Genomic DNA, 25773 nt, shown 5'->3' with positions numbered 1-25773 from the left:
GTCTTCGGACTCGCACTGAATCTCGGGACCGAAGCGGACCTTTCGACCGCGATCAGCCTCGAGGACATCGACGCGGACGGAGACCTGGATGCCTTCGTCGCGAATCTCGGATTGGACCTGTCGGGCTTGGTGGACGACGCGGTCGTCACCGTGCTCGACTTCGCCGAAGAGACTGTGATCGGCGTCCAGGAGCTGATTCAGGCGATCTCGCTCGGGCTCGAGTCCCTGCTCGACGCCGATCTGGTCTCTCGCTTCGATTTCGATCTGGTGTCATCGGTCTCGGTGGGCGATGTGATCGATGCGGGGCTCACGGATCTGACGGATCTGATCGTCAACGACCTGGTCGGTGTCGACAACCTGCTGCTCGTTTCGCTGACGGCCCAGGATCTGCAGGATGCCGGCCTGACGACGCTGCTCGAGCTTCAGGAGGCCGGACTCGCGCAGACCCTGGCGGATCAAGTCCTGCTCGTGGATCTCGTGGGTGGCCACGACGATGAGGAGCCGGCGGCTCACCAGCATGGCTCTCTCCCGGAGGCAGCGCCGATCGTACGGCTGGCGGAGCTGGTGGGTGCGGGGCTCATCGATCGCGATGACTTCTCGGATCCGGTTCCGGCCTTGGGGGCGTGGCTCGAGGCTGGTGTCGTCGAGCTGCGCGAGTTCATCGTGGCCGGCCTCGTGGATCTGGGCGACCTGATCATCGAGAACCTGTCGCTGGAGAAGGTCGTCGCGTCGGGGCTGGCGGGACTCTCCGACTTGGTCGCGAACGATCTGATCGGCGAGCCGGATCTCGACTTCGAGCGGGTCGACCTCTCCGATCTGACGAGCGGGTTCGCCGCTGGCCAGGCGACGCGCTTCTATCTGAACGACGGCGCGGGTCGTTACACCGAAGCGATCGACCTGCCGCGAGTCGATCTCGCCAGCGCGACGCGCGCGTTGGCGCTGGGTGACGTCGATGCCGACGGTGACGCGGATCTGGTTCTCGGCAACGATGGCTCCGCCAACGAACTCCTTCGCAATCGCGTCGGCGCCGACGGCTTCAACTTCCGCATCGGCGAAGACATCGGGAATGCCACCGGGTTGGGCACCGTCGAGACGACGCAGGTCCTCTCCGGGCTCCGGCTCCACGAGACTCTCGACAACGAGTTGGGCGCGGACCTGCTCGCGGATGTTCAGGCTGCGCTGGCCGCGGAGCTGGACGAGGCGGGTCTGGCGGCCGGCGCCGTGACGGCGAGTCTGGACGCGCAGGGCCAGATCCAGTTCGCGTCGACGATCGACAATGAAATCGAGGTCGAGAAGACCCCGAGCACCTTCGACCTCGTCGACGACGGAAGTCGCGCGGGCCTGCTCCTCTCCGCCGAGGTCGACGGTTTCGCGCTGAAGCCATCATTCGGGTTCGTGCTCGAGGCCCGCACCGCAGCCGGCGAGGCCGTCGAGCTCAGCATCGAGCTCGGGAGCAGCGATCTCGAGGACGTCACCTTCGAAGGGTTGACCACCGCCCTCCAGACCGCGCTCGACACGTCGCTCGTCGCTGCGGGCTACGCGGCCGGAGATCTCACGGCCTACCTGCTGCTTTCGGATTCCATCGCCTTCAGCGTCGGGGACTCCGACGTCTTCCTGGATGTCGACGCCTCACGCGCCGTGACCACGGCTCTCGACGCTGTTGCCGGCAGAGCGGACGGGAGGCCAGACAATTCCCCGAGCCTGAGCGGGTCGGTCTTCTCGCTGGAGGTCGACCGAGCCGGCGAGAGCGAGTTCGTTCTCGTGTCGGTCGACACGACCCAGACGTCGGACAACGCCTCCACCGCCGATCTCGAAACGCAATTGCAAGCCGCGCTCGATGACGCGTTGGTGGAGGCGGGCTTCGAGGCGGGTGACGCCGTCGCGAGCGTCGGATCCGGCGGCGTCGTGCGGTTCGCCGCCCGGCCCACCACGATCGATGCCGTGACCGTCGCCGTGGCCTCCCAGGCGGCACTCGACGCCGCCGCCGGCTCGGGGGTTCTAGGTTCCGATCTCAGCGTCTCGCTGACCGTCACCGTCACGGGAGAGGTCCAGGCCCAGGCCTGGGACGTGACACTGACGGCGGACGCGAGCTCCGACAACCAGGGGGTGTTCGACCTTCAGGAGGATCTCCAAGCGGCGCTGGATGCCGAGTCCGTCGCCCGCGGACTTGATGCTGGGGTTCTGACGGTCGTCGCGAGCGGGGCCGAGACGCAGTCGCTGTTCCAGCGCTTGTCCGAGCTGCGAAGGGCCGACGAGTTCCTGGGTCGAATCGAATTCACGTTGGAGCTCGACGGCCAGATCCTCGATGTCGAGGTCGATGCTGAGGCGACCGTGGGCAACGCGGATGTGGCGGCGCTGGTGGCCGACCTCCAGGCCGCCGTCGATGCCGCGTTGAACGACGAGGTCCCTTCGTTCCCGGCTGGCGCGATCGTCGTGTCGGTGGACGGGGCGGGCCGCATCGGTTTCGCGTTGCCGGCGGGGAGCACCCGGGTTCTCGGCGACACGGCGGCGGCCGAGGCCGTCGTGGCCGACGCCCGCGTCCGAGAGGACGTGGCGCGTCATCTGTGGACTCGTCCCTCCGACATCGGCAGTGACGCCGACTCGACGGTCGATGTCGTTCTGGCCGATCTCGATGGTGATGGTGCGCTGGACCTTCTCGCTGCCAACGCGGAGCGGTCTGACGAGACGCGCGTCTACTTCGGCGACGGCAGCGGGTCCTTCGCGTCGGGTCGCGAGTTCGCGCCGGAGATGTTGTACACCACCAGCCTCGCCGTCGGAGATCTGGACGGCGAAGGTCAGCTCGACGTCGTCGTCGGCGCGGGACTTCCGGCGCTCGGGATCTCGGGGTCGGTCTCATCGGTCTCTCCTTCGCACACCGTCGAGGCCTTCGTCGCGGAAGGTGCGACGGTCACGACCAGCGAGCGCATCCGCGTGCGCGCCGAAGACGTCGTGGACTTGTTCGAGATCGCCGGTGCTGCGGCGTCCGGCACCACCGCCTCGGTGGGGGCCTCGCTCGCGAACTCGAACATCAGCCACGACACCCGCACCTATGTCGATGGTGCCGTGATCGAGGCCGCCGGGACCAGCGGCGACGCCCCCGTCATCTTCGAGCCTGGTTCCCAGTTCTCGATCTTCCGCGACGTGGATCCGGACGGCACGGCCGCCTCGGCGCTCGAAGCTTCCCTGGTCGGGGACGGCTACACGATCGATGCCGAGCCCATCACTCTGACCCTGGACGCCACCGACGATGACGAGGCGGTGCAGCTCTCGTTCACCTTCGACCCGGCAGACACCTACGACAACCTGTCCCCAGGGGACCTCGAAGACGACCTGCAGGCCGCGCTCCTCGCGGGCCTCACCGCCGCAGGCTACGACGAGAGCGATCTCGAACTCACCTACCGGAACGAGGTCGAACGGGTTCTCTTCGACGCTCTCAACGATGACGTCGCGCTGACCTATGTGGTGCCCTACTTCGTCGACGTCTCGCTCCCCCTGGAAGAGGCCGGGGCAGCGGCTGTCGTACTCAGCCTGGTGGCCCCGGTTCAATTCGTACCCCCCGAGTCGACCTCGAGGCTGGAGGTCGAAAGAAACGAACTCGTCGCCTTCGCAGCGGAGATCCAGGCTCATCTCACCGAGGACCGTTTCCTTACACCGCGCCAGGTCTTTTCGCTGGACGCGACCGTGCAGCAGGGAGCCGAGAGTGACCTGCGTGTCGTCGTCGACAACCTCGCGACCGACGACAATACGACGCTCGCCGACCTCGCTTCGGATTTGCAGGGTGCGGTGGACGAGGCCATCGCCGACCGGGGTGGCATCATCCTCGCTGGCGATATCGTCGTCAGCGTCACGGATGGGGAGATCGTGTTCGGCTCCGGGGCCGCAGCAGTGCAGGTCGACGCACGCGGGGACGCCGGGGACACGATCTCCGACGCGCGCAACGGCGCCGTGCTGGACGGGGCGCCGGTCGAGTTCGTCCTCGAACTCTCGGAGTTCGACTTCGGGGTCTTCTCGGAAGGCGGGACCAACCTGTCGGACTTCCTCGGAGGGTTCGTTCGGACGCTCGAGGTCCCGTTCACGGTGGACCCCGCCGATACCCTGGACAACACGTCTCTCGCCGACATGCGCGACGACCTCCAGGACGCTCTCAACGAAGGCCTGGTTGCGGTGGGGCACGACTCGGGCGAGGTCAACGTCAGGATCAATGACGAGGCCCGTCAAGCCATCGAGGCCGGGGCGTCCGTCGATACGAGTTTCACGTTCCTCGATACCCTCTTCTACGTCGATTCCGACGCGGACTCGGATCTGGTCTCGTTCTCCTTCGGCGTCTCGACCGGCCAGGCGATCCAGGAGCACCTGAGCGACGACGGGACGCAGCTCTCCTCGCTGCTCGAGTTCACGGTGCCGGTCGACTTCGTCTCGGATCGAGCGACGACGCTGCTGGTTCCGCTCTCGCCTGCGGAGACCATCGGCAACGTGTCGATGCAAGATCTGCTCGACGACGTCCAGGACGACCTGGACGCCTTCCTGGTCGGCGCCGCCCCGGACGGCGGCGAACTCGACATCGCGACCCGGCACGCGCTGCATCTCGATACGGACGTGCGAGATCAAGTTCTCAGCTACGCCGCGGGCGAGGCCACCGGCGACGACCTGACGATCGCGGCCTCGGTCGTCGTGAACACGATCGGCCAGGACGTTCCGCTGCTGGCGAATGGCAGCAGCGTCGAGTCGTACCTTCGCGGGGCGGAAGTCGGCGATGGTGACGGGGCCGCGAGCACTGCCAGCGTGGTGACGCGAGCCGATCACGATACGACGATCGTGGCGGCAGCTGGCGGGTTCGCCGACGCGGCCGATATCGGGATCGGAGCCGGCGTCGATCTCGAGTTGATCGACAAGGACGTGTCCGCGTTCTTCGATCAGGGGACCGAGGTCGACGTGGGCGGCCATGTCGTCGCCGAGGCGGTTTCGGCGACCCAGCTGGATTCGACCACGGGCGGTGGCGTGACCGAAAACACGCTCGGCAACGAAGGGTCCGACGAAGAAGTCGCGACGGACCTCGCGGTTGCGGGTGCGCTGTCGCTCTTCTTCGTGACGCAGGCGACCCAGGCCTACTTCGACGGCGTCGAGGTGATCGCTGGGGGAAGCGTCGCGGTCCGGGCCGACGCGGACACCGCGATCACGGCCGCGGCGGGTGCGCTGGCCTATGGCGGCACGATCGGCGTCGGTGTGTCGGGTGCGCTGCTCTTCCAGACGAACGACAGCAACGCGTACATCACCGGCTCGAGCGTGACGGCGCTCGGGGCCGGGGCGGTCGGGATTCGCACCGGACGGCTGGCGGACTCGCCGGACGGTTTCCCCGAGACCGCGGAACGCAGTGAGGAGACGGCCGTGCGTTCGGGCGTCTCGGTGGAGGCGCTCTCGCGGGTCGACTTCAGGCCGGACGTCGCGGGTTCCGAAGGCGACGATGCAGTCGTCGTGGGCACGGGGGCGGTCGGCCTAGGCGGCAGCACCACCTTCAGCGACATCACGACGGCGACTCGTGCGTTCGTCGACGATGCGTCCGTGATCGACGTGCGGGATGATGCGGCCGACCCGGCGGCGAGTGTCCGGATCTTCGCGTGGGACGCGACGGTTCTCGACAACGCCGCGGGCGCGCTGGGAAGCGGCGGGCTCGGGCTCGGCGCTGCCCTGGATCTCGGATTCCTCAACAAGTCATCCCAGGCCTTCGTGGGCGGTGCTTCTCGGATCGAGGCCGAACAAGACGTCATCGTTTCCGCGGACAGTGAGGAATGGATTCGCTCGGCCACCGCATCCGGTGCCACCGGTGTGATCGCCGTGGCCGGTGCCGCGAGTGCCTACCAGATCAGGGTGACGACGCGCGCGCGCATCGGGGAGCAATCCGACGTCTATTCGGAAGGCAACGTCGCGGTGCAAGCCGACGCCCAGACGATCGCGGATCTGAAGGCGGGTGATCTGTTCAGCGCGGCCGGCCTGGAGACGTTCGGCGTCTCGGCCACCGGCACACTGCTCGAAAAGCGGACCGATGCGAGCATCGCGGACGACGGAACCCTCGTCGATGCGGAAGGCAACGGGCCGGCGATCGACGTGATCGCCGGCTTCTTCGAGATCGACGGGGACGCTGACGATCCTAAGACCGGCGAGGTGGCCCTCCCGGAGGTGAGCCCGGCAGCCGGGGAATCGCTCGGAGCCAGCGCCGAGCTCGACCTCGCCTTCAGCCACGACCGTAGCGCCGCTCCGGTCTCGGTCGCGATGCGAGGCGTCGCGGTGGGGGCCTCGAATCGCGACGACATCGAGTCGAACGCCCTGGCGGGGGCGATCGACGCCGATCTCGCGGTGGGGGTGGACCTGCAGGCGTCGGGAACGCTGGACACCGCCCGCAACGTGACCCGCGCGTTCATCTCGGGCGCCGACGTCAACTCGCGCACCGATGATGCAGCGAGCGCCGATCAGGATGTGATCGTGGTGGCCGGGAGCGACCACTACCACTCGGGTGTCACCGGAGTCGGCGTGGGCGGTTTCACCGCGCTGTCCCTGGTGCAGGCGGACGTAGGTGCGTCATTCGGCGTGTCGGCCGTCGAGAACACGACGACCGCGTTGATCGAGGATGCGACGGTCCAGGCGGGCCAGGACGTCATCGTCGGCGCCACGGCTACCGAGTCCTTGAAGCTGGGGGCCTTCGGGTTCGAGGTGTCGCTCGGGGGCCTGAGCCTGATCGAGCTGAACGTCTACGGCTCGATCCCGCTGATGACGATCAACAACGTCACGACGGCAGCCATCACCGGCGCCTCGACGGTGATGGCAGACGGCTCGGTGTTGGTGAACGCGCAGGACGCGAGTGATACCGACGTCTTCTCGGGAGCCGGTGCGCTTCGCAAGGACCTCTTCGGGTCCGGGGTCACCGCGAGTGCCAACGCGAGTCTGAACCTGACCGGGATCCTGAAGGACACCCAGGCCTACATCGACGACGGCTCGGTCGTCGATGCACTCGCGAACGAGGGGGACGGCGTCGCGGTCATCGCCGGCAACTCCCTCGACACGGCGTCCGCCGAGAACATCATCGCCAACGCGCAGGCGCAGCTGGTCATGCCCCTGGTGTTCAACCTCGTCGCGGACCACGAGAACGATGGCGCCGTGACGCTCTTCGTCGTCGTGTCTCCCCGTGCAACCGACGACAACCCGTCGCTCGAGGCCCTGAGGGAGGACGTCCAAGCAGGCGTCGACCGGGCGACCAGGGCGCGCGGCGGGAACGCGGGCGAGATCGTGGTCGGCCGGGACGCGGCGGGCGACCTGACCTTCAGCCCGGGGGACGGCTCGCTCTACAGCAACATCGACGAGGACGGAGCCGTCGGGGCCCAGCTCGGCGCCCGTCGCTTTGGCGTCGCGCCCGGGCCGCGCATCGAGGAGATCGCCGTCGTCGAGGGCAACGCGGCCCTCGATGCACTGGAGTCCGCGGCGAGCCAGGTCGTTCTGACTGAGGACGTCACGTTCTCGCTGGAGCTGACGTACCGGGGACAGACCTTGGTCCTCCCCGTCACGGTCACGCCCTCAGCGACCAGCGACAACACGACGACGGCCGATCTGGTCGCGGATTTCCAGCAGGCCGTCGATGCCGCCGTCGCGGGCGAGATCGTCGTGGTCGACAGCGCCGAGCTCGCCACCGGCGACGTCGTGGCGACGATCGACGGCAACACGCTCCTGCTCGACGCGTCGTCGGCAGGACCCGTCGACTCGGTCACGGGCGTGGCCGACGGTTCGACCGGGTTCTCTGCGCCGGGGCTCACGGCGGAACTCTCTGAGGATCTAGACCTCGAGTTCGTGGTGGTGGTGGGGGAGACGTCCACCGAATGGTCTGTGACCGTCGCCGCCGCCGACACGGAGGGCAACACGACGCTGGACGAGCTGGCCGCCCAGGTGCAGTCGGCGCTCGACGCCGAGCTCGACGGCACGAGCGTAACCCTGCAGACGCGTGAGCTCGAAGCGGGCGATGTGGTCGTCAGCCGCCCGATCCTCGGCACCGGCGCGAACCCGTTCGTCTTCGAGGCCGCCGAAGCCCCCGTGGAGCAGGTGGTCCTGATCGACGGCGTCGAGTCGTTGTCGTCGATCCGGGGGCCCGAGCTCGATGCCGACATCGAGCTGACGCTGGAGGTGACTCGCGCTGGATCCACGGTGGAACTCGACGTCACGATCTCCGCCGAGGACACCGATGGGAATACGACCGTTGGCGACCTCGCGGAGGATTTCCAGCGCGCTCTCGACGCCGCCGCGTCGGACGCGGAGGGTCTCCGGGCCGGCGATGTGATCTTCGATCGGGCTTCCTCGTTGCGATCGGATTCGGTCCCTCTGCTGCTCTCCTACACCCTGCCTGGATCAGACACCGAGCAGAGCCTGCTCGTCGAGATCCACCCGGATGAGACGGACGACAATGCAAGTGCAGCCGACCTCGTTCTGGATCTTCAGGCAGCCGTCGACGCGGCGCTCACGGCAGAGCAGCAGACGACGGGCGGGATCCAAGTCGAGCTGAGTCCGGAGGGGCGCATCCTGTTCGTGGGGGCCGACCCCACCGGCGGCACCGAGCCATGGACCGTCGATGCGGCCGAGGCCGAAGGTGAGATTGCGAGACGGCGCACGGTCCTGGTCGGTGACGACGGAAACGAGCAGCTCTCCGCATTGCTCGACATCACCTTCGACCTCGAAGTCTTCGACGGGGAGCAGGACCAGACGCTCGAGCTCCCCCTTTCGGTCAGCCTGGGGCATCCCGATGGGCAGCAGGCGGCGATCCAGGAGGCCCTGGACGCGGCCTTGCTGGCCAACGATCTGCCGAGCGGTGTCGTCACGGTCGCGGCCCTGGGTGACGCCCTCGACGTGAGCGGGTTCGGCAACGGGGTCGTGTCGGCGTCGATCGACGAGGTCCGTATGGGGTCCAACGGCGAGTTCGAGGCCGTCGTCTCCGCGTTCGTGTCCGGCCAAACCGGCGACGTCGAGTTGACGATCTCTGCGGACCGCACCCTTGACGATGCCGCACTGCTCACGGCGCTTCAGGACGATCTGGACGCCCAGTTCCTGGACTTGGGGGAAGCCTCGGGATCCGTGACCCTTGCAAGCCTTGTCCACGTGATCCGACTCGAGGTCGCGTCGCCCATCAGCAGCGCCGCGGTGGACCTCACGACGCCCATCCTCGAGGAGTGGCGCGACTCCTCCGTGACCATCGACGATCTGGGCATTTCGATCGGGGGTGCCACGCCCCAGGGTCTGAGCTTCACGATCGCTGTCCAGGACACCGTACAGAACGAGACGGTCGCGGATCTGGCAGGAGACCTTCAGGCGGCCCTGAACGCCGTGCTCGAGACCGCGGGTTTCGAGGAGGGCGACGTCGTGGTATCGGCGGACGCCAGCGGCGGCATCGCGTTCGCGCTCCGTTCGGATGCCCCTGCGACCTGGTCGTTGAGCGGGGCCGCCGCTGCGAGCACGGCCGTCGCCGCGGTGAGCACGTCGCGCGTCGAAGCAATTCCGCTCTCCTTCGCGTATGGCGGGGAGATCGCCTCGTTCGCCGTCGACGCCGCGGACACCCTCGACAACGTCTTCGTCGCCCCGTTCGAGGCGAGTCCCTTCTCGGGCGAGGAGGCGCCCTCGTACGACTCGACGGCAACGCTGGTCGGGGACATTCAGGCGCCGCTCGATCTCGCCGTCGCGCAGCTCGCGATCGACGCCATCCAAGAGGAGCGCGACGCCGCCGACGCCGATAACAGCTTCACCGGTTGGGAGAATATCCAAGGGCCCTTCAGTGTGATCGGCAACACGGACAACCTCCTTCTCTGGCTGAGCGACGAGATCGGCGATGGGATCCGCGAGTTGGGGCAGGTCGACCTGCCGAGTGCCGAAGACCTGGTCGCCGATGGCTTCAACTCGGGCATCGCCGTCACCGCGACGGGTCCTGGCCCGGACAACGAATCGGTCTTCTTCGAGTTCACGAACTCCGAGACCGAGTTCCTGGCACTCGAGGTCATCCACGGTGTGGGCGTGCAGGCGGTCTCGCAGGAGAGCCACACTGCGCTCGCCGTGAGCGGTGCGAGGGGCTTCAACTTCGGTGTGGTCGGTGCGGCGAACGTCGCGGTCTTCGACGCGAACACCTTGGCGTACATCGAGGACGCCACGATCAACGGCGCCGACGGGGCCGGGGATGACCAGACCGTCGCGGTCAGCGCCGTCAACGAGCTCGATGCCTTGAGCTTCGCCGGAGGCCTCGAGTTCAAGGGCTCGGTCGCACTGTCCGGCGCCCTCGACTTCGGCAGCGTTCGCAACGACACCGGTGCCTTCATCCGCGACGCCGACGTTGCCGCCAAGGGCGACGTGGAGGTGGTCGCGCTGTCGAGCATCGACGTGTTCTCGGTTCCGATCGCGACCAGCAGTGCGAAACTGGGGATCACCGGCGCCGTCTCTGCGTGGGAGATCGGGCGCGCGTTCAGGGAGGACGAGCTCGCGTTCCTCCAGGTCATCGACGAGGATGAAAGCAGCGATCCGCTGTATCTGGATACGACGGAGTACATCGAGGCGGCGATCGGTTCGATCGCGTTCGCGATGCAGCAGCTCTTCGCGTTCATCCCGCAGATCAACCGCGACACGATCGAGGTGCTGCGGGCGATCCAGGCCGACGAGCCCCTGACCTCGACGGGCGACCCGGCGACGGATGCCGATCTGCCGGTGCGGGGCGATACCAGTGCGGTCGTCGGGGTCTTGGCCTTCATCGAGAATTCGACGATCGAAGCCGGCGAGGACGTCAGCGTTCGGGCGGATCAGCTGTACGAGTCCAACGCGCTCAGCCTGTTGTTCGTGCGGGGCCGCTTCAACCTGTCGACGGCTGTGACCCTGCACCACGCCCAATCGATGGTGCAGGCGCTCTTGGCAGACGGGGCCGTCGTCACAGCTGGCGGCGAGGTCTTCCTGCAGTCCGAGTCGCTGACCTCTCAACCGGGTGTCCTCGGCGTTCGCGCGGCCGTGCTCCCGCCGCTCAAGAGAGCCAAAGCGAGTCTCGGCCTTGCGTTCGTCGACTACGAGTCGGTCGTCTCGAACCTGGCCCAGGTCGCCGACGGGGCACAGATCAACGCTCGTCAGGCCACGGTGCTCTCGCAGAACCTCCATGACGACCTGTTCGCAACGACCGGTGGGATCGGCGCGTTGAAGACCAGCATCTCCAGCTCGCAGATCGGGCTCACGATCGGCGCGTTGGATCACAGTGCCGATGCGGAGGTGTTCGGCACGGTCATCGTCACCGAAGACTTCGTCGTCGACGCGCGCCAGCTCTCGGAATCCGAACGCTTCGCGGGCGGCGCGGCGGGCACCACGGGGACGGGTGGGACGAGCAGCCAAGCCAGCGGCGAGGCCAAGGGCAAGACCAAGAAAGCGAAGGAGACTCTCTTCGAGCGAGGTCTGACGAAGGTGGCCTCCATCTTCCGGGGTATCGCGATCGGCGCGAGCGTCCTCGCCGTCGACTCCCGCTTCCGCGCGAGGGCGATCGTGGGCGACGGGGCGGTCATTCAGGCGCGGAACGCCGATGTGCTCGCGCTCTCGGAAGACAACATGCTGATGGATTCCGCGGGTGCGGCGTCCGGCCCGCGCGTCGCGATCGGTGGAGCGCTCACCTTCGCCGACATGTTCAACGATGCCGAAGCCGTCATCGGCGCCGCCGACGTAGACGTCGCGCGGCAGCTCAACGTCGTCGCCGATGCGCGACAGCCGCATCAGATCGATTTCTCCGACCGCCTGTTCTTCGGCGTCCCGCTCGAGCCGGTCGACAACGGAGGCGCGACCGCGACCGGCGCGGATCGCATCGAAGACGAGACCGAGATCGCGGAGCGGAATTTTACCACCAGCGATCTCATCATCGACGCGATCTTCGTCCTTGCCCTGCCGGACTTCTTCTTGAGCACGTTCGTCAACTCGACGGTCTACTCGATCGCGAACACGGGCAAGCAGAACGGGCTGCAGGTCGGCGGCGGGGTGCAGATCCTCGACTACGGCAACCACGCCACCGCGTGGATCGCCGAAGGCGCGCAGGTCAATCAGGACGCGGTGTTCCAAGCGGGCCTGTCCGAGCCGGCCCTTCAGGACGTCAACGTCGAGGCCGTCGCAAGGCTCGAAACGCTCAACGTCGGCGGGCAAGCCTCCATCGCGGACCTGGTGGCGCTGGGGGGCCGCCCGGCCGGCTTCGGCGCCGGCGGCAGTGCGAACGTCGTCTACTACGACAACGATGCGACGGCCTTCATCGACCAGGGCGCCGTCGTGACAGCCGCCGACGAGGTCCGCGTCGCAGCGGACACCTTCTCGTGGTTGATCAATGTTGCGCAGGCTCAATCGGCCGTGTCGGCCGGCGTGAGCGGCGCCGTCAACATCCAAGACCTCGATCTCGATGCGGTGGCCTACGTCGACGACGATGCCTTCGTGACCGCGGGTGGGGATGTCGACACGCTGGCAGGCGGCGAGGTCTTCGTCGCGACGGGAGCGGGGACGCTGCTCAAGGCGAAGCGCCTCGGCGTCGGCGGTGCGGTGTCGTACACCCTCCTCGACAACGAGGTCCGAGCCTTCGTCGGCGAGGCGCATCAGCACGGAGTCGACTTCCAGCTGCCGAGCGGCAGTAGTGACGTGCTCGATCTCGATGCGGAGGCCGAGGAGGCGCTCGACCAGGCCTTGGCGGGTCCGAATCTGGGCCCGGCCTTCCGCTCCCTCGGCACGCTCAGTCCCTTCGACCTGGCGCCGAGCGACCCCACCTTCGAGTTCGTCGTGGACGAGACCGCCATTTCGGTCACGGTGCCGGTGGTGGATACGGTCGCGCATGGCTCGCCCGACGAGCTCGTCGAGACGTTGCAAGCGGCGGTCGACACCTCGCTCGAGGCCGCCGGATTCGATGCCGGCGACATCGCCGTGACGAATCTGCTCGGCACCGTCGGGTTCGCCGCCGCGAGCTCGTCGCCCGCACTCGGGGGAGGTGACGAGGCGGTCGAGCTGGTCGACGAGCGGCGCCAGGCGTTCGCTCCAAGCTTCAGTCTCACCCTCGATGGCGTCAGCTTCGCGGTCGATTTCAGCGGCACCCCGCTGAGCGCCTCGGCGAATGCCCCTACGCGGGCTGCCACCCTCCAGTTGGTGGTCGATGACCTGCTCGTCGCGAACGGATTCGCGGCGGGAGACATCGAGTTCAGCAGCGATGGAGACCAGGTGGTCTTCGGTCTGCCTGCGGGAAGCACGCGTACGCTCGACGCGGTCGCCGCGGCGGCTGCGCTTGACGCGATCCGGGCTGCGGAAGCCGGGGCGTCCGTGCTCACCGAACTCGAAACCGCGGTCGCGTTCGAGGTGACGTTGGACGGCGTTGCGATCGGCGTGACGATGCTCCCGTCATCGCTGGCCGGAAACACCACGCTCGAAGAACTGGCCGCCGACGTGCAGGGGGTCGTCGACACCGCACTGGTCGCCGCTGGCTTCGTGGCGGGCGAGATCGAGATCGGAGTCAGCGATCTCGACGAGTTGTTCGTCGCCTTGCCCGAGGGCAGTGCGCGGCTTCTTCAGGACACCGGAATCGCCGATCTGGTCCTCAATGAACGCCTCGATGCGAGTGGGACCGGCTTCACGACGGGACCGCTCGCACTGCCGTTCACATGGCAGGACGTCGAGCTCCTCGCGTTCGTCGACCCCGCCGATACGTCCGACAACGAGAGTCTCGACGACCTCGTGGCGGACCTCCAGACTGCCTTCGACCGCGCGACGACCGAGGCAGGGCTCGAGGAGGGTGACGTCGTCGTCTCGGGGGCCTCGGGGCAGCTCGAGATCAACGCGCGACCCCGCTCGGTCAGCGGGGAGGAGGCGGCGAACGCAGCGCTGGCCGCGCGCATGGAATCTGGCGTCCTGGGCGGCGACACCCTGAGCTTCGTTCTCACGGTCCAGGGTGGCGACGTGAGCGTGTCCTTGGAGCCCTCGGAGACCTGGAACAACCGTTCCGAGGCGGAGCTCGAAGCGCAGCTCCAGAGCGCGATCTCCGCCGCGCTGACAGGCGCGGGTCTGAACACCGGGGACGTGACGATCTCGCTGGACAGCGGGAGCGTGAGCTTCGTCGCCGCCGGCGGCATCGTGCTCGCCGATACCTTCGACGTCAGGACGGCCCTCGAGGATCGTCTCGGTGCAGCCCTCGGTGCGTTCGAGCCCGCGACGCTGACGTTGTCGTTGTCCGACACGAGCGTCCAGGTCCTGCTGGACCCGGCGGAGATGGCCGATCTCGAGACTGGCGCCGAACTGGTCGTCTATGTCCAGCAGCAGCTCGACGCGGGCCTTTCCGCGGCGGGCTTCGCGGCTGGCGACATCGTCGCCGTCTCCGAAACGGCAACTGGCCAGCTCGTCGTCGGCGACGATCTGCGGGTCGACGCCGAGGCCAGTGAACAGGTCATCGCCGTCGCGCTGGCCGGCACGATCGGCGCCCAGGACCGAAAGGGCGTCAACAGCCAGAACTACAACCAGAGTGCCTTCGAGCAAAGCGCCGAGAACGTCTCGGGTGCGCAAGGGTCCGGCGGGGGCGCCGGCGATGCTTCGGGCCTGCTCTCCGGGTCGGCGTCGGCGATCAATGCGCTCCGACGAAGCGGCAACGGCGGTGTCCAGCAGCAGACCGAGTTCGGCGTGGCGATTTCGGGCGACGCGGTGTGGAACGATCTGCACACCGAGGTGCGGGCGTACATCTCGAACCTCGGCGATGGCTCGACCATCGACGGCAAGGTCGACGTTCACGCAGACAGCGAGACTCTCGCGGTCGCGGGCGGCGGCGCGTGGGTCGCGGCGAACCACACGGGGATCGGCGGAACCTTCATCAAGAACGACCACGACCAGGTCGTGCTCGCCTACGTCGACGACGCGACGCTGGACGTCGAGGCGCTCGACGTTCGGGCCGGCTCGACCGCGGACCTGTGGAGCTTCGGGGCAAGCGGCACGGGCGCCAAGAAGGGGCCCGCTGTAGCCGGTGCAGCGGAATACAGCGTGCGCCGGGTTCGGACGGAGGCCTTCCTCGGAGACGGCGCGGTCATCACGACCTCGGGCGACGTCAAGGTCATCGCGGACCACGACGCCTTCACGCTCGGCGTGATGGGCGGCATCGCGGTCGCCGCGAGGGAATCGAAGCTCGGTGTCGGCGCTGCCGCCACCTACGTCGACGCCACCGCCGATGTTGCAGCCTACGTCGACGAAGGGGCCGTCGTGACCAGCGGCGACGATGTCATCATCGCCGCGCTCCACGAGATGGATTGGATCAACGTCGACTTCGCCTTCGGCCTCGGCCCCCACGCGAGCGATGCAGCCACCGTGTTGGTCGGTCAGCTCGGCTACCTGGTCTACGACGTGGACGTGGACGCGACGGTCCGCAGCGGTGCCTCGGTGCTCGCCAGCGATACCGTTGTGATCAACGCCGAGGACGATCTTCTGCTGGTGACCGTGGCGGGCGGCCTCGGGGCCGCGGAGAGGAGCGCAGCGGGTGCGGCGGCGACCGCGACCGTCGTGAGCCGAACGACCCGCGCCAAGGTCGAAGCCGGCGCGAGCGTCTCGGGTCTCGCGCAGGGGGCCGGCTGGTCCGATGCGGGCGGGCCGACCGCGGTTTCGGGCTTCGACGGCGAAGCCTTCGGCGGCAAGGGCGTGATTCTCGACGCCACGACTCTCGGCCAGACCTACGCGGTCGCCGCAGGGGGCTCGATCACCGGCACTACGCTCAACAGCGGGAATTTCGGTCTCTGGGCCAGCAGTACCTTCGACTGGAGCCGCGAGACCACCGAGGCCACGATCGAAGACGGTGCGCAGGTCAATCAGGCGGCCGGGGCCGCTGAGGACCAGGACGTTCGGCTGCGCGCCATTGGCGACTCGGTTCGCGTGTCGGCCGCGGGCGCGTTGAGCTTTACCGGCGGTACGGCCGCGGGCCTGGCGGGGACGGTGGCGCTCGTCGAACACGAGGCGACCGCTGCGATCGAAGACGGTGCTTGGGTCTCCGCGACCGGGGACGTCGATGTCGTTGCGCTGAATCGCGTCGAGGTCTTGACCCTCGCCGCGGCCGCCACCTACTCGAGCGGCTCCGGCAAGACCTTGAACGCCGCAGCCTCGGGCAGCGTCTTTGACGTCGACCAGGCGACGAACGCCTACATCGGCAATGACGGCTCCTACGACGATCTGGCCGGCGTCACGCAGAGTGGCGGCGCAACGGTCGATGCGGGCGGCAACGTGGTGATCGCGGCCGACAGCGACTTCGAGTTCGAGAGCATCGACGGCGCCGTGGCGATCTCCAAGTCCGGAGGCGGTACCAGTTTCGGTGTGGCGGGGGTCGTCGTCTCGCGCAACGACGCCGTCTCGGCCTTCATCGGTGAAAACGCAGACGTGACGGCCGCCGCCGCGGCCGGCACGAGCGTGGTCCTCACCGGTGAGAAGAGCGGCGACGACCGCGGCACGGCCGAGATCGTGGGCGTCTCGGTCGTCGCGAGTTCGAATGCGGGTCTGTTCGACATCGCGATCTCCGAGAACGGTGCCCTGAGCGGGATCGTGCTCCTCGACGACACCTTCGCCACGATTGCGCGCGGTGCGACGGTTCGAGCGCTCGGCGCCACGGGTGCTCGAGGGAGCGTGAGCGTTCTCGCGACAGACGACACCCGGCTCGCCACCGTGGTGGGGGCCGTCGACATCGCGTCGCTGTTCTCACAAGGCGATACGAAGTCTTACGGCGCCGGTCTGGGTGGCGCTGCGTTGACCAAGACGACCGAGGCGCGGGTCGGCGCCGGAGCCTTCGTGCGTGCGGACGAAAACGTCGAGGTCCGTGCCGATTCCGATGAGCAGATCGCGGTCATCGTGGCCGCCGTCGGAATCGCGGCCAACTTCGGCCAGGACAACCCCGACGACGACGTTCTCGACCTGGAGCTCGAGGAGGACTACGGACTCATCAGGCTCCCGGACAGCGGCGACGACGACAAGCGGACCCTGGCGGTCGAGGGCAGCGGGGCGTTCCTGTGGGGCGACCTGACCACGCGGGCCTTCGTCGAGGCGGCTGAGAGCGCGGCCCAGGGTGCGCGGGTGCACGCCGAAGGAAGCGTGTTGATCGCCGCCGAGCAGCGCACCGAGCTCGATGTCTTCGCCGGCAGTCTGAGCGGGGCCTTCGCTTCGGACGGCGGAAGCTATGCGGCCGGCATCGGCCTCGGGGGCGCCGCATTCTTCAAGACGACGGAGTCCTTCATCGGCGGCTTCGCCTTGGTGACGGCCGATGCGGAGCGCGATGCCATCGCGGCTCCGACGGGCGAGGTCGCGGTCACCTTCGGCGACGCCGAAGCGATGACCGACCCCTCCGTGTCCGGCGACGACGAGGCGACCCTGCTGGATGCCCACGACTCGTTCGAGCTCTTCGACGTCGGCACACCCGGTGCCTTCACCGGTGTCGATCTGACACCGGACGACGACTCGAGTTCGGACGAACTCGTCGACGATTCCCTGACGCAGCAACGCCAGTCGGACTTCACGACCGCCGCACTCAAGGGCGTCGCCGTCACCTCAGTCAATCGTGACGACGTGGCCATCGTCGGCGTGGCGGGGGCGTTTGCGCAGAAGGGCGCCGGGGATCTTTCCGGCACGGCGACCTACCACGATGTGCGCACGTCGGCCCACGTCGACGAGGGGGCCGAGGTCTTCGCCGCGACCGGCGCGGGGCCGATCGACTTCACGCTGACGCTCGACGGGGTAGCACTCGACGTGTCGATCGACCCGCTCGAGACGGTCGACAACGCGGACCTGTCCGCACTGCTCGCGCAGCTGCAGGTCGTCCTGGACGATGTGCTCGTCGCAAACGGATTCTCGGAGGGCGACATCCTCGCTGTGGACGAGGGCACCGGCGTCGGCTTCACGAGTTCGACCGGGACGCTGTCGGGCAGTGCGGGCGCGATCAATGCCGTGCGAGACGGCGGTCGACTGTTCAGCGGTCTGCCGACCGACGGCGGCGACGGCTCGGTGCTCGTCGCGTCCGGAAACGACTTCGCCAAGCTCGGTGTCGCCGCGGGTGTCGGTGGAAGTCAGAAGGCAGCGGGCGCGTTCTCGGCCGAGGTCACTCTCTTCGATGCAGAAACCGAGGCGTACATTGATGACGGCGTGTCGGTCACGGCCGAGGGGGACGTGGTCGTCCATGCCAACGCGCAGGAGGACGTCCTGTCGATCGGAGCGGCGCTTGCCGTGACCGTGAACGGCTCGCAAGCGCCGCAAACCGGTTCCCTGGAAGCCCTGGAGGCTCTCGTTGACATCAAGAAGATCGGCGCTCTCGGAGGCGCAGCTTCGTACGCGCAGATCGACAGCACGACTTCAGCCTTCATCGGGGACGATGCGGCCGATGCCGCGTCCGGCGCCGTGGTCAGCGCAGCCGGAAACGTCCTGGTGTCGGCGAACGCAGACACCGAGATCTTCGACGTCTCCGGCGCCCTTGCGACCGCGGTCGGTTTCGGTCCGCAGACCTTCGATCAGGTGGCCGCAGGGGTCGGGCTCTCCATCGTCCAGGTGGAGAAGAACACCCAGGCCCTGGTCGGAGCGAACGCCCGGATCGATGCGTGGGGGAAGGGCTCCACGCTCGTCGGTGTGGCCGACGGATCCGTCGATCAAGGTCAGACGAGCACGTTGCGAAACGGAGATGACACCCCGTTCACGGCGCGCGACGCCTTCCGGGGGCTCGCGGTGCAGGCGACGTCAAGCGAAGAGCTGATCGTCGTGTCGTTCGCGGGGGCAGCCACCTTCGGTGCGAACAACCCAGACAACAAGACGCTGGCCGGCGGTGTCACCTACGACTTCATCGACTCGGACACGGTCGCACGGGTCGCCGATTCCGCATCGATCCATCAAGGCTCCGAGAACGCTACCGCAGCCCATGCAGACCAGGGCGTTGCGGTCTACGCGGCGAACGACCTCCAGGCCTTCACCTTCGCGGGCACCCTGGCTTTCGGGCGAGGGTCGACCTTGGCGGGAGCCGCCGACGTGGGCACGTCGAAGAACGATGTCACGGCGATCCTTCAAGGAGACGTTTCGGCCCGGGGCGACGTGGACGTTGCGGCGCTCTCGTTGACGGAGATCGACAGCGTGGCTGTCGGAGGTGCCGTCGAGCTCGGAGACAGCACGGCTTCGGCTCAGCTCGCCTTCGCGGGGTCCGCGACCGCTTGGGGAATCGGCGGCGCCATCAGCTTCACCGGCACCGACGCAGCGCTGGAGAGCGATGATTTTGACGACACCTTCTCGGCGGCAGACGCCAGCGACGAAGCGGTCGCAGCCGTCGCGACCGAGTTCGGCGAGGCGAGCCCTGCCGCGTTCAGCGCGATCGTCGACCTCTTCACCTCGGGGATCTCGGGCAAGACGAGTGGTCGTTTCTCTGAGAGCTTCGACGACTCCATTGAGGGTTCCGGGGCGACCGCGGCGATCTCCAATGCCACAGTGAATGCTGGTGGCAGCGTGTCGGTCGAGAGCAAGAGCGAGATCGAGTCGCTCAAGATCGCAGGTTCGCTGGCGATCTCGTCCGACAACGCATCCGTGGCGGGCGCCTTCGACATCCTTCGGGTCGACCAGGACGTCACGGCCTTCATCGATGATGGCGTGACGGTGAACGCCGGTGTGCATGTCGGAGTCGGGGCCTTCTCGCAACTCGGCGTGTCCGGCTTCGCGATCGCGGGCGGATATTCGGGGGACGAGATCACGTTCGTCGGCTCCGCGGGGCTCTACGACATCGACGTCGACACACAGTCGTACATCGGTGACGACGCCACCTCGGCGGCGGGCGCCGCGAAGGTCACGGCCGAAGGGAACGTCGTGATCGCCGCCGACAGCGACTTCGACTTCGACGTCATCGACGGGAACGCCGCGCTTGCGAATAGCGACTCCATCGCGCTTGGCTTCGCCGTCGCGTGGTTGGATCGCGTGGATGACACCCGCGCGACCGTGGGTGACTTCGCCCAGATCACCGCGAAGGGTGAGCAAGGTTCGAGCTCGGTCTTCACCGGACAGAAGGACGGCGATGGCAACAAGCTGACCGCCAGCGTCACCGGGGTCGCGATCGTCGCGACCTCATTCGAGGAGATGTTCCCGATCGCCTTCACGGGCGCCTTCGGCGATTCGGCCGCCTCGCTTCAGCTCGGGGGCAGCATCCTGACCGAGGTCACGGTGGCCGAAGTCGGTGAGAACGCCCAGATTGCCGCCAGCGATGGTGACCTGCTGGTCTCGGACGCGAGTCTGACCTTGCTCGCTGCGAGCGCAACGACGATGACGTCCGTCGTGGGTGGCGTCTCGGTCGCGCGCAGCAAGCAGGGCGCAGCGGGCGTCGTTGGCGTCGGTGGCGTCGTGCTCGACAAGGTCACGCAGGCGATCGTCGGTGCAGGAGCCGACCTCGAGGCTGACAACAACATCGAAGTTCAGGCCGATTCCCGCGAAGATCTATTCGCAGTCGCCGTATCCATCGGTGCGTCGGCCGACGTTGGCGGCGGGTCATCAGGGGGGCTGGGCCTCTCGGGGAATTTCCTCGGCAATGCGACCTTCTTCCAAGGTGGGATCGAGACGCAGGCGCTGATCGCCGGAGCGACGACACCTGCTGGCGGTGCCTCCCTGGTCGCCCAGGGCAACGTCATCGTGTCTGCGGTCGACGACACCGAACTGGACTTCCTCGCCGGCAACGTGGCCTACTCGGACAACGGCTCGGGCATCGGGATTGGGATCACCGCGGGTCAGTTCCGCAAAGTGACCGAAGCCGTCGTCGGCGAGAACGCGAAGGTCGTCGGGCTCGCGACGCGCAGCGGCGTCTCCGTCGCGACGGGCGAATTCGACGTCAGCTTCGTCGATACGGAGCTCGCCTCCGATGTCGCCGTGGATGTCGAAGATCGCGACCAGATCCCCGACCTCGCCACCTTCGACATCGGTGCGCCGGGCGATTTCGACGATGTCGATCTGACACCGCAGAACACCTCGAACGCGAGCGAGGCGGATGAGGAGTCGCTGACCCAGAAACGCCAGTCCGCGGTGGAAACGACGGCCATCCAGGGTGTCGCGGTCACCGCGATCAACATGGACGACCTCGCCGTCATGGGTATGTCGGCGACCGTGTCGACGGCGCAGGAGGGGCTCTTCGCGGCCGCGGTGGGTGGCGTGGTGACGGACTTCACGACGTTGACCTCGGCCCGGGTCGCCGAGGACGCGATCATCAACGAGGATCCGGACGACGATGGCTCGGCGACTGCGGGGGACGCGCAGAGCGTGCTCGTTGCAGCCGGGAACGACTTTTTCCGCCAAGGCCTGGGTGCCGCGGTCGCGGCCGCGACCGCGCAGAAGAGCCTGGGTGCGGCGATCGCGATCGACACGAGCCTGCTCGACGCGACGACCGAGGCCTACATCGATGACGGAGCGCAGGTTTACGCCGAGCAGGATGTCGTCGTCTCGGCCCGTGCGATCGAAGACCACGTGATGGTCGGTGCCACCCTCGCGGGGGGCGGAGCCGGCGGCGGCGGTGGTTCTGGCACGCTCGCGTTCCTGACCACGTCGACGAAGGCCTTCATCGGCGATGACGCCACGGCGCTCGAGGGCCAGGCCGTCCAGGACGGTGCGCTGGTCTTCGCCGGTGGCAACGTGCTCGTGCACGCCGACGATGCGACCGAGCACTGGGCGCTTGGCGGCGGCGTTTCGGGTGGCAAGTACGGGGGCCTGGGGATCGGCTGGGCCTACGCCGAGATCGAGAAGGACACACAGGCCTTCATCGGGGACTACGCGACGGTCGATGCACTCGGCCAGTCGACGGGCCTCACCAACGTCCTCTCCGGTGAGCGCGATACGGCAGGCAGAACCCTGACCAACCACGGCGCAGACGGTTCGATCTATCAGACGGATGCCGACTTCGCGGGCGTCGCGGTGCAGGCGACCTCGAGCGAGGAGCTGTTCCAGATCGGCGCGACGGCCAACGGCGGCATCTACTTCGGGCTCGCGGGCGGTTGGACCTACGAAGAAATCGACTCGGACACGACCGCATCCATCGAAGCGAACGCGCGCGTCAACCGGCGGGCGGACAACGGGACCCGTGCGGCCTCCGATCAGAAGGTCCGCGTCGTTGCGGCCAACGAGGTTCAGGCCCTGGGCGCCGCCGGAGGCGGTGCGGGTGGCCTCGTCTCCGTCGCCGGAGCCGTGGACGTCGGCCTCATCCGCAATGACACGAACGCGTCGATTCTCGGCGACGTGGCGGCTCTCAACGACGTCGATGTGCTGGCGTTGTCCGACGAGGTGGTCGAGAGCTACGCGGTGAGCTTCGGCGCCGGCATCGGGACGATCACCGGCGCCGTCTCGGTGTGGTTGATCGGGTCCGGACTCGATTCGTCGATCGAGATCGAGCAGCGCGACGAGGATGGAAACACGGCGGACTCATCGGAAGAAACCGTGGTGACGGCCGATGCGCTGTCCTCCGAGTACAGCGAGGCCACGAGTGCCGGGAGCACCCTGGCCGGCAATATCGATGACTACGCGGCCCTCGGATCGACGGACACGGAGAGCTTCCTCGGGAGTCTGACCGACGGCCTGCGCGACGGCCTGCTGCAGGTGCCGTCGGGTTCGTCGGCGAGCGCCCTGGCCAGCGATGGCGCGGTCCAGGGCACGACCGCCTTCGTCGGGTCGGGCGCCTCGGTCAGCTCCGGTGCGAGCCTGAACGTGCGAGCCGTCGACGTCGCGGACGTCTATCAGATCTCCGGCCAGGTCGGCGTGGGTGTGATCGCCGCGGGCGGAAGTGTCGCGATCGGCACGCTGCGCAACTCGGTCGATGCCTTCGTCGGGGCCGGTGCGACCGTCACGCTGAGCGGCGGTGCCGGGGAGGCGCTGGTCGTCGAGGCCTTGTACGAGTCGACGCTGTACTCCCTGGCCTTCCAGGGGCAGGCGGCCGGCACGGCCGGTGGCGCGGTGATCGCCGTCGTGAACGATCGCAGTTCCCAGGCCGCGACGATCGGCGATGGCGCGACGTTGGACCTCGGCGGTGGTGATCTGACGTTGCGGGCGCAGGCCGATCGGACGATCGACCGAGCCCAGGCCGTCGGGGCGAACCTCGGCCTGCTCGGTGCGGTCGGCGTCTCGTACGGCGCCGGTTTCCTCGCCGGGTCGACGACGGCCACCTTCGGTGACACGGACTTTGGTCAGGACAGCGCCGTCCGCGACGTGACGGTCGAGGCCGCCTCGGTCGGCGACTTCGACCAGGTCGAAGCGCAGATGGGCTCTGGCGGGCCGGGATTGTTCGCACTCACCGGCGCGGGGGCGGTCGCGGAGTTCACGCCGACGGTCACCGCGACGATCGACAGCGGCGCCGACATCGACGCGACGGGTGACCTGCTGGTGCGAGCCCGGAGCGAGGCGGACCCCGAGGCCTTCTCGGTCGGCATCGCGGTTGCGGGTACCGCGGCGCTCGGCGCGAGTGTGGCGCTGTCGCGAAACACGCCCACGGTGCGGGCATCCATTGCCGATGCGTCCGTGCTGACCTCCACGGGTGACATCCTGGTCGAAGCGCTGCATAACGTGCTCGTCGACGGCACGGTCGTCACGGAGGCCACTCGCGCGGAGGCGATCGGTGGTTCCGGGGCGCTCGCGCTCGCCGCGGCGGGTGGTTGGTCCGAGACCACGGCCAACGCCGACGTCAGCGCGCTGATCGGGGACGCCTCGACGTCGAGCGTCTCTCCGACGATCACGGCAACGGCTGGCTCGGTGACGGTGCGGTCGCAGTCCGCGGCCCGCGCGGAGGCCGAGACCGACGGCGGTGCCGTGGGGCTCGGACTGGGCGTCGGCGCGATGTTCGCGTTCGTCGATGCCGGGGGCAGCTCCGAGGCCATCGTCGACGATGCGACGCTGGTGGCCGGCGGCGACGTGGTGATCGAGGCCGAAGCCGACATCCATGGAGACGCGGATGCCTGGGCCGCGACCGGCGGCGTCGGTGCGTCGCTGAACGCGGCGCGGCCGCGAGCCACGGTCAATCCCACGGTGACCGCAAGCCTGGTGGGCGGCGACGTCACCGGCGGGGACGTCTCGGTGCTCGCGACCGCAGTGTCTCCGCGTGCGGTGGCCGAAGCGTACGGTGCGTCGGTGGCGGTCGGTCTCGCGATCGGCGCATCCCTTTCCGACGCAAATCTCGATGCGACGGTTTTCGCGGGTGTGTCCGGCGATGTCACCGGATCCTCGCTGACGGTCCAAGGGGCCCAGACGGCGGCGGCCAACGAGCTGTCAGCGGAATCCAACGCCTTTGCGAGCTCCGGCGGCGGCCTGCTGGGCTTGGTCGGCACCTCGGCCGACGCGCGAGACCGTGGCGAAGTCGTCGCGGCGGTGGAGCCCGGCCCGGAACTGACGATCGACGGCGATGTGCTCGTCGATGCCACGAACACGGCCACCCTGTCTGCGAACCCGGATGGGATCGGCATCGGGATCGCCTTGGGCGTCGGGCGGGTCCTGGGCACGGTCGAAGTCGATACCGTCACCCGTGCTCGGCTGGGTGCGGATCTAGAGGACGTGGCGTCGGGAACGCCCGGTGCGGTGACGGTCGTCGCGGACAACGTCACGGTCAACGCAGACGGCAACCACACCGGCGAGATGGAAGCGCTGATCGCGGCCGGAGGCATCCTCGGCGGGATCGCCGCCGCGGAGCCCGAGTTCGACTTCACCACCGTGACGAGCGCCGAAATCGGCCACAACGTCGACATCGACCTGGTCTCCGGGACGACGGCTGGGAGCGGTGACGGCCAGCTCGACGTTGAATCGACGCAGGAGACCGAGTTCAACTCGCGGACGCGCGCGATCGCCGGTGGCTTCTTGAGTGGCGGCGGAGCGACGATCCAGCACACGATCCGGCCGACCGTGCGCACGAAGATCGGCGACGGGTCGACGATCGAGGCCCGCAACATCGATCTCGATGCCACCAATCGGTTGACGCAGCCGCAGCTCGATCCGGTTTCGGATGGCGTCGGTGCAGTCCGGGCGAATTTCTGGGCTGCGAGCGGCGGAGCGCTGACCGGCGGGGGGGTTGATACCTCGACGACGCTGGAACTCGACTCCGTGATCGAGGTGGGTGCCGACGCGGTGCTGGAAGTGATTGGCGCCGTCAGCGACGACGACGTCTTTACGCTGAACGTCCAGAACGAGATCGATGTCCAGAGTTCGGTGGTGCTGGGCACCGGCGGCGGTGTCGCGGTCAATGACACGACCACCTCGGTCGAGGCCGACGACGTCACGGCGCGCATCGACATCGCGGAGGACGCGACGTTGGTGAGCCCCGGCCAGCTGGTCCTCGAGGCACGGACCGACGGCGCGCTCGACGTCACGTCGAGCACCGAGACGTATGGCGGTGCGACTCCGGTGAACGGAACCGTCACTGCGACGCTGACGCCCGACAACGAGATCGTGGTGGGGCAGGGCGCGGTGCTGTCGGCGCGCGGCGACGTCTCGCTGCTGGCGGGCACAGATCGAGCCTTCGGCCTGGATGACCTGTCTGTCGATGCTCGGCACGACGGCTTCTCCGGTAGCCTCATTTCGAGCGAGAACCTGAATGCGACCGCCACGCTGACCGCGACGAACTTCATCGAAGTCGCCGCGGACGCGCTCGTGCAGAGCGCCGGCGTCGCTCGCCTCTGGGCGGACAAGACGGCGCTGCACGACGCGTACGCGAACGCCGAGCAGACGGCGGGAGGCTTCTCGTTGAGCGGGGAGTTCAACGGAGCGGCCAGCATCGCCCGGGGCAACGTC

At 68.0% G+C, this 25773-nt stretch carries 1 protein-coding gene (cut by both window edges); it reads left to right on the top strand.

Every position in this 25773-nt window falls within one protein-coding gene, locus GY937_09105, for an LEPR-XLL domain-containing protein (GenBank protein ID MCP5056867.1), read on the top strand. The gene is 50361 nt long; 10425 of those nucleotides lie to the left of the window and 14163 to its right, leaving coding positions 10426–36198 in view (codon 3476, complete, through codon 12066, complete); the first complete codon in view begins at position 1. The start codon and the stop codon both lie outside this window.

The organism is bacterium (assembly GCA_024228115.1).
Lineage (GTDB): Bacteria > Myxococcota_A > UBA9160 > UBA9160 > UBA6930.
Note: the sequence above shows the minus strand (reverse complement) of the source record. Positions and strands in the feature narration are given on the sequence as shown.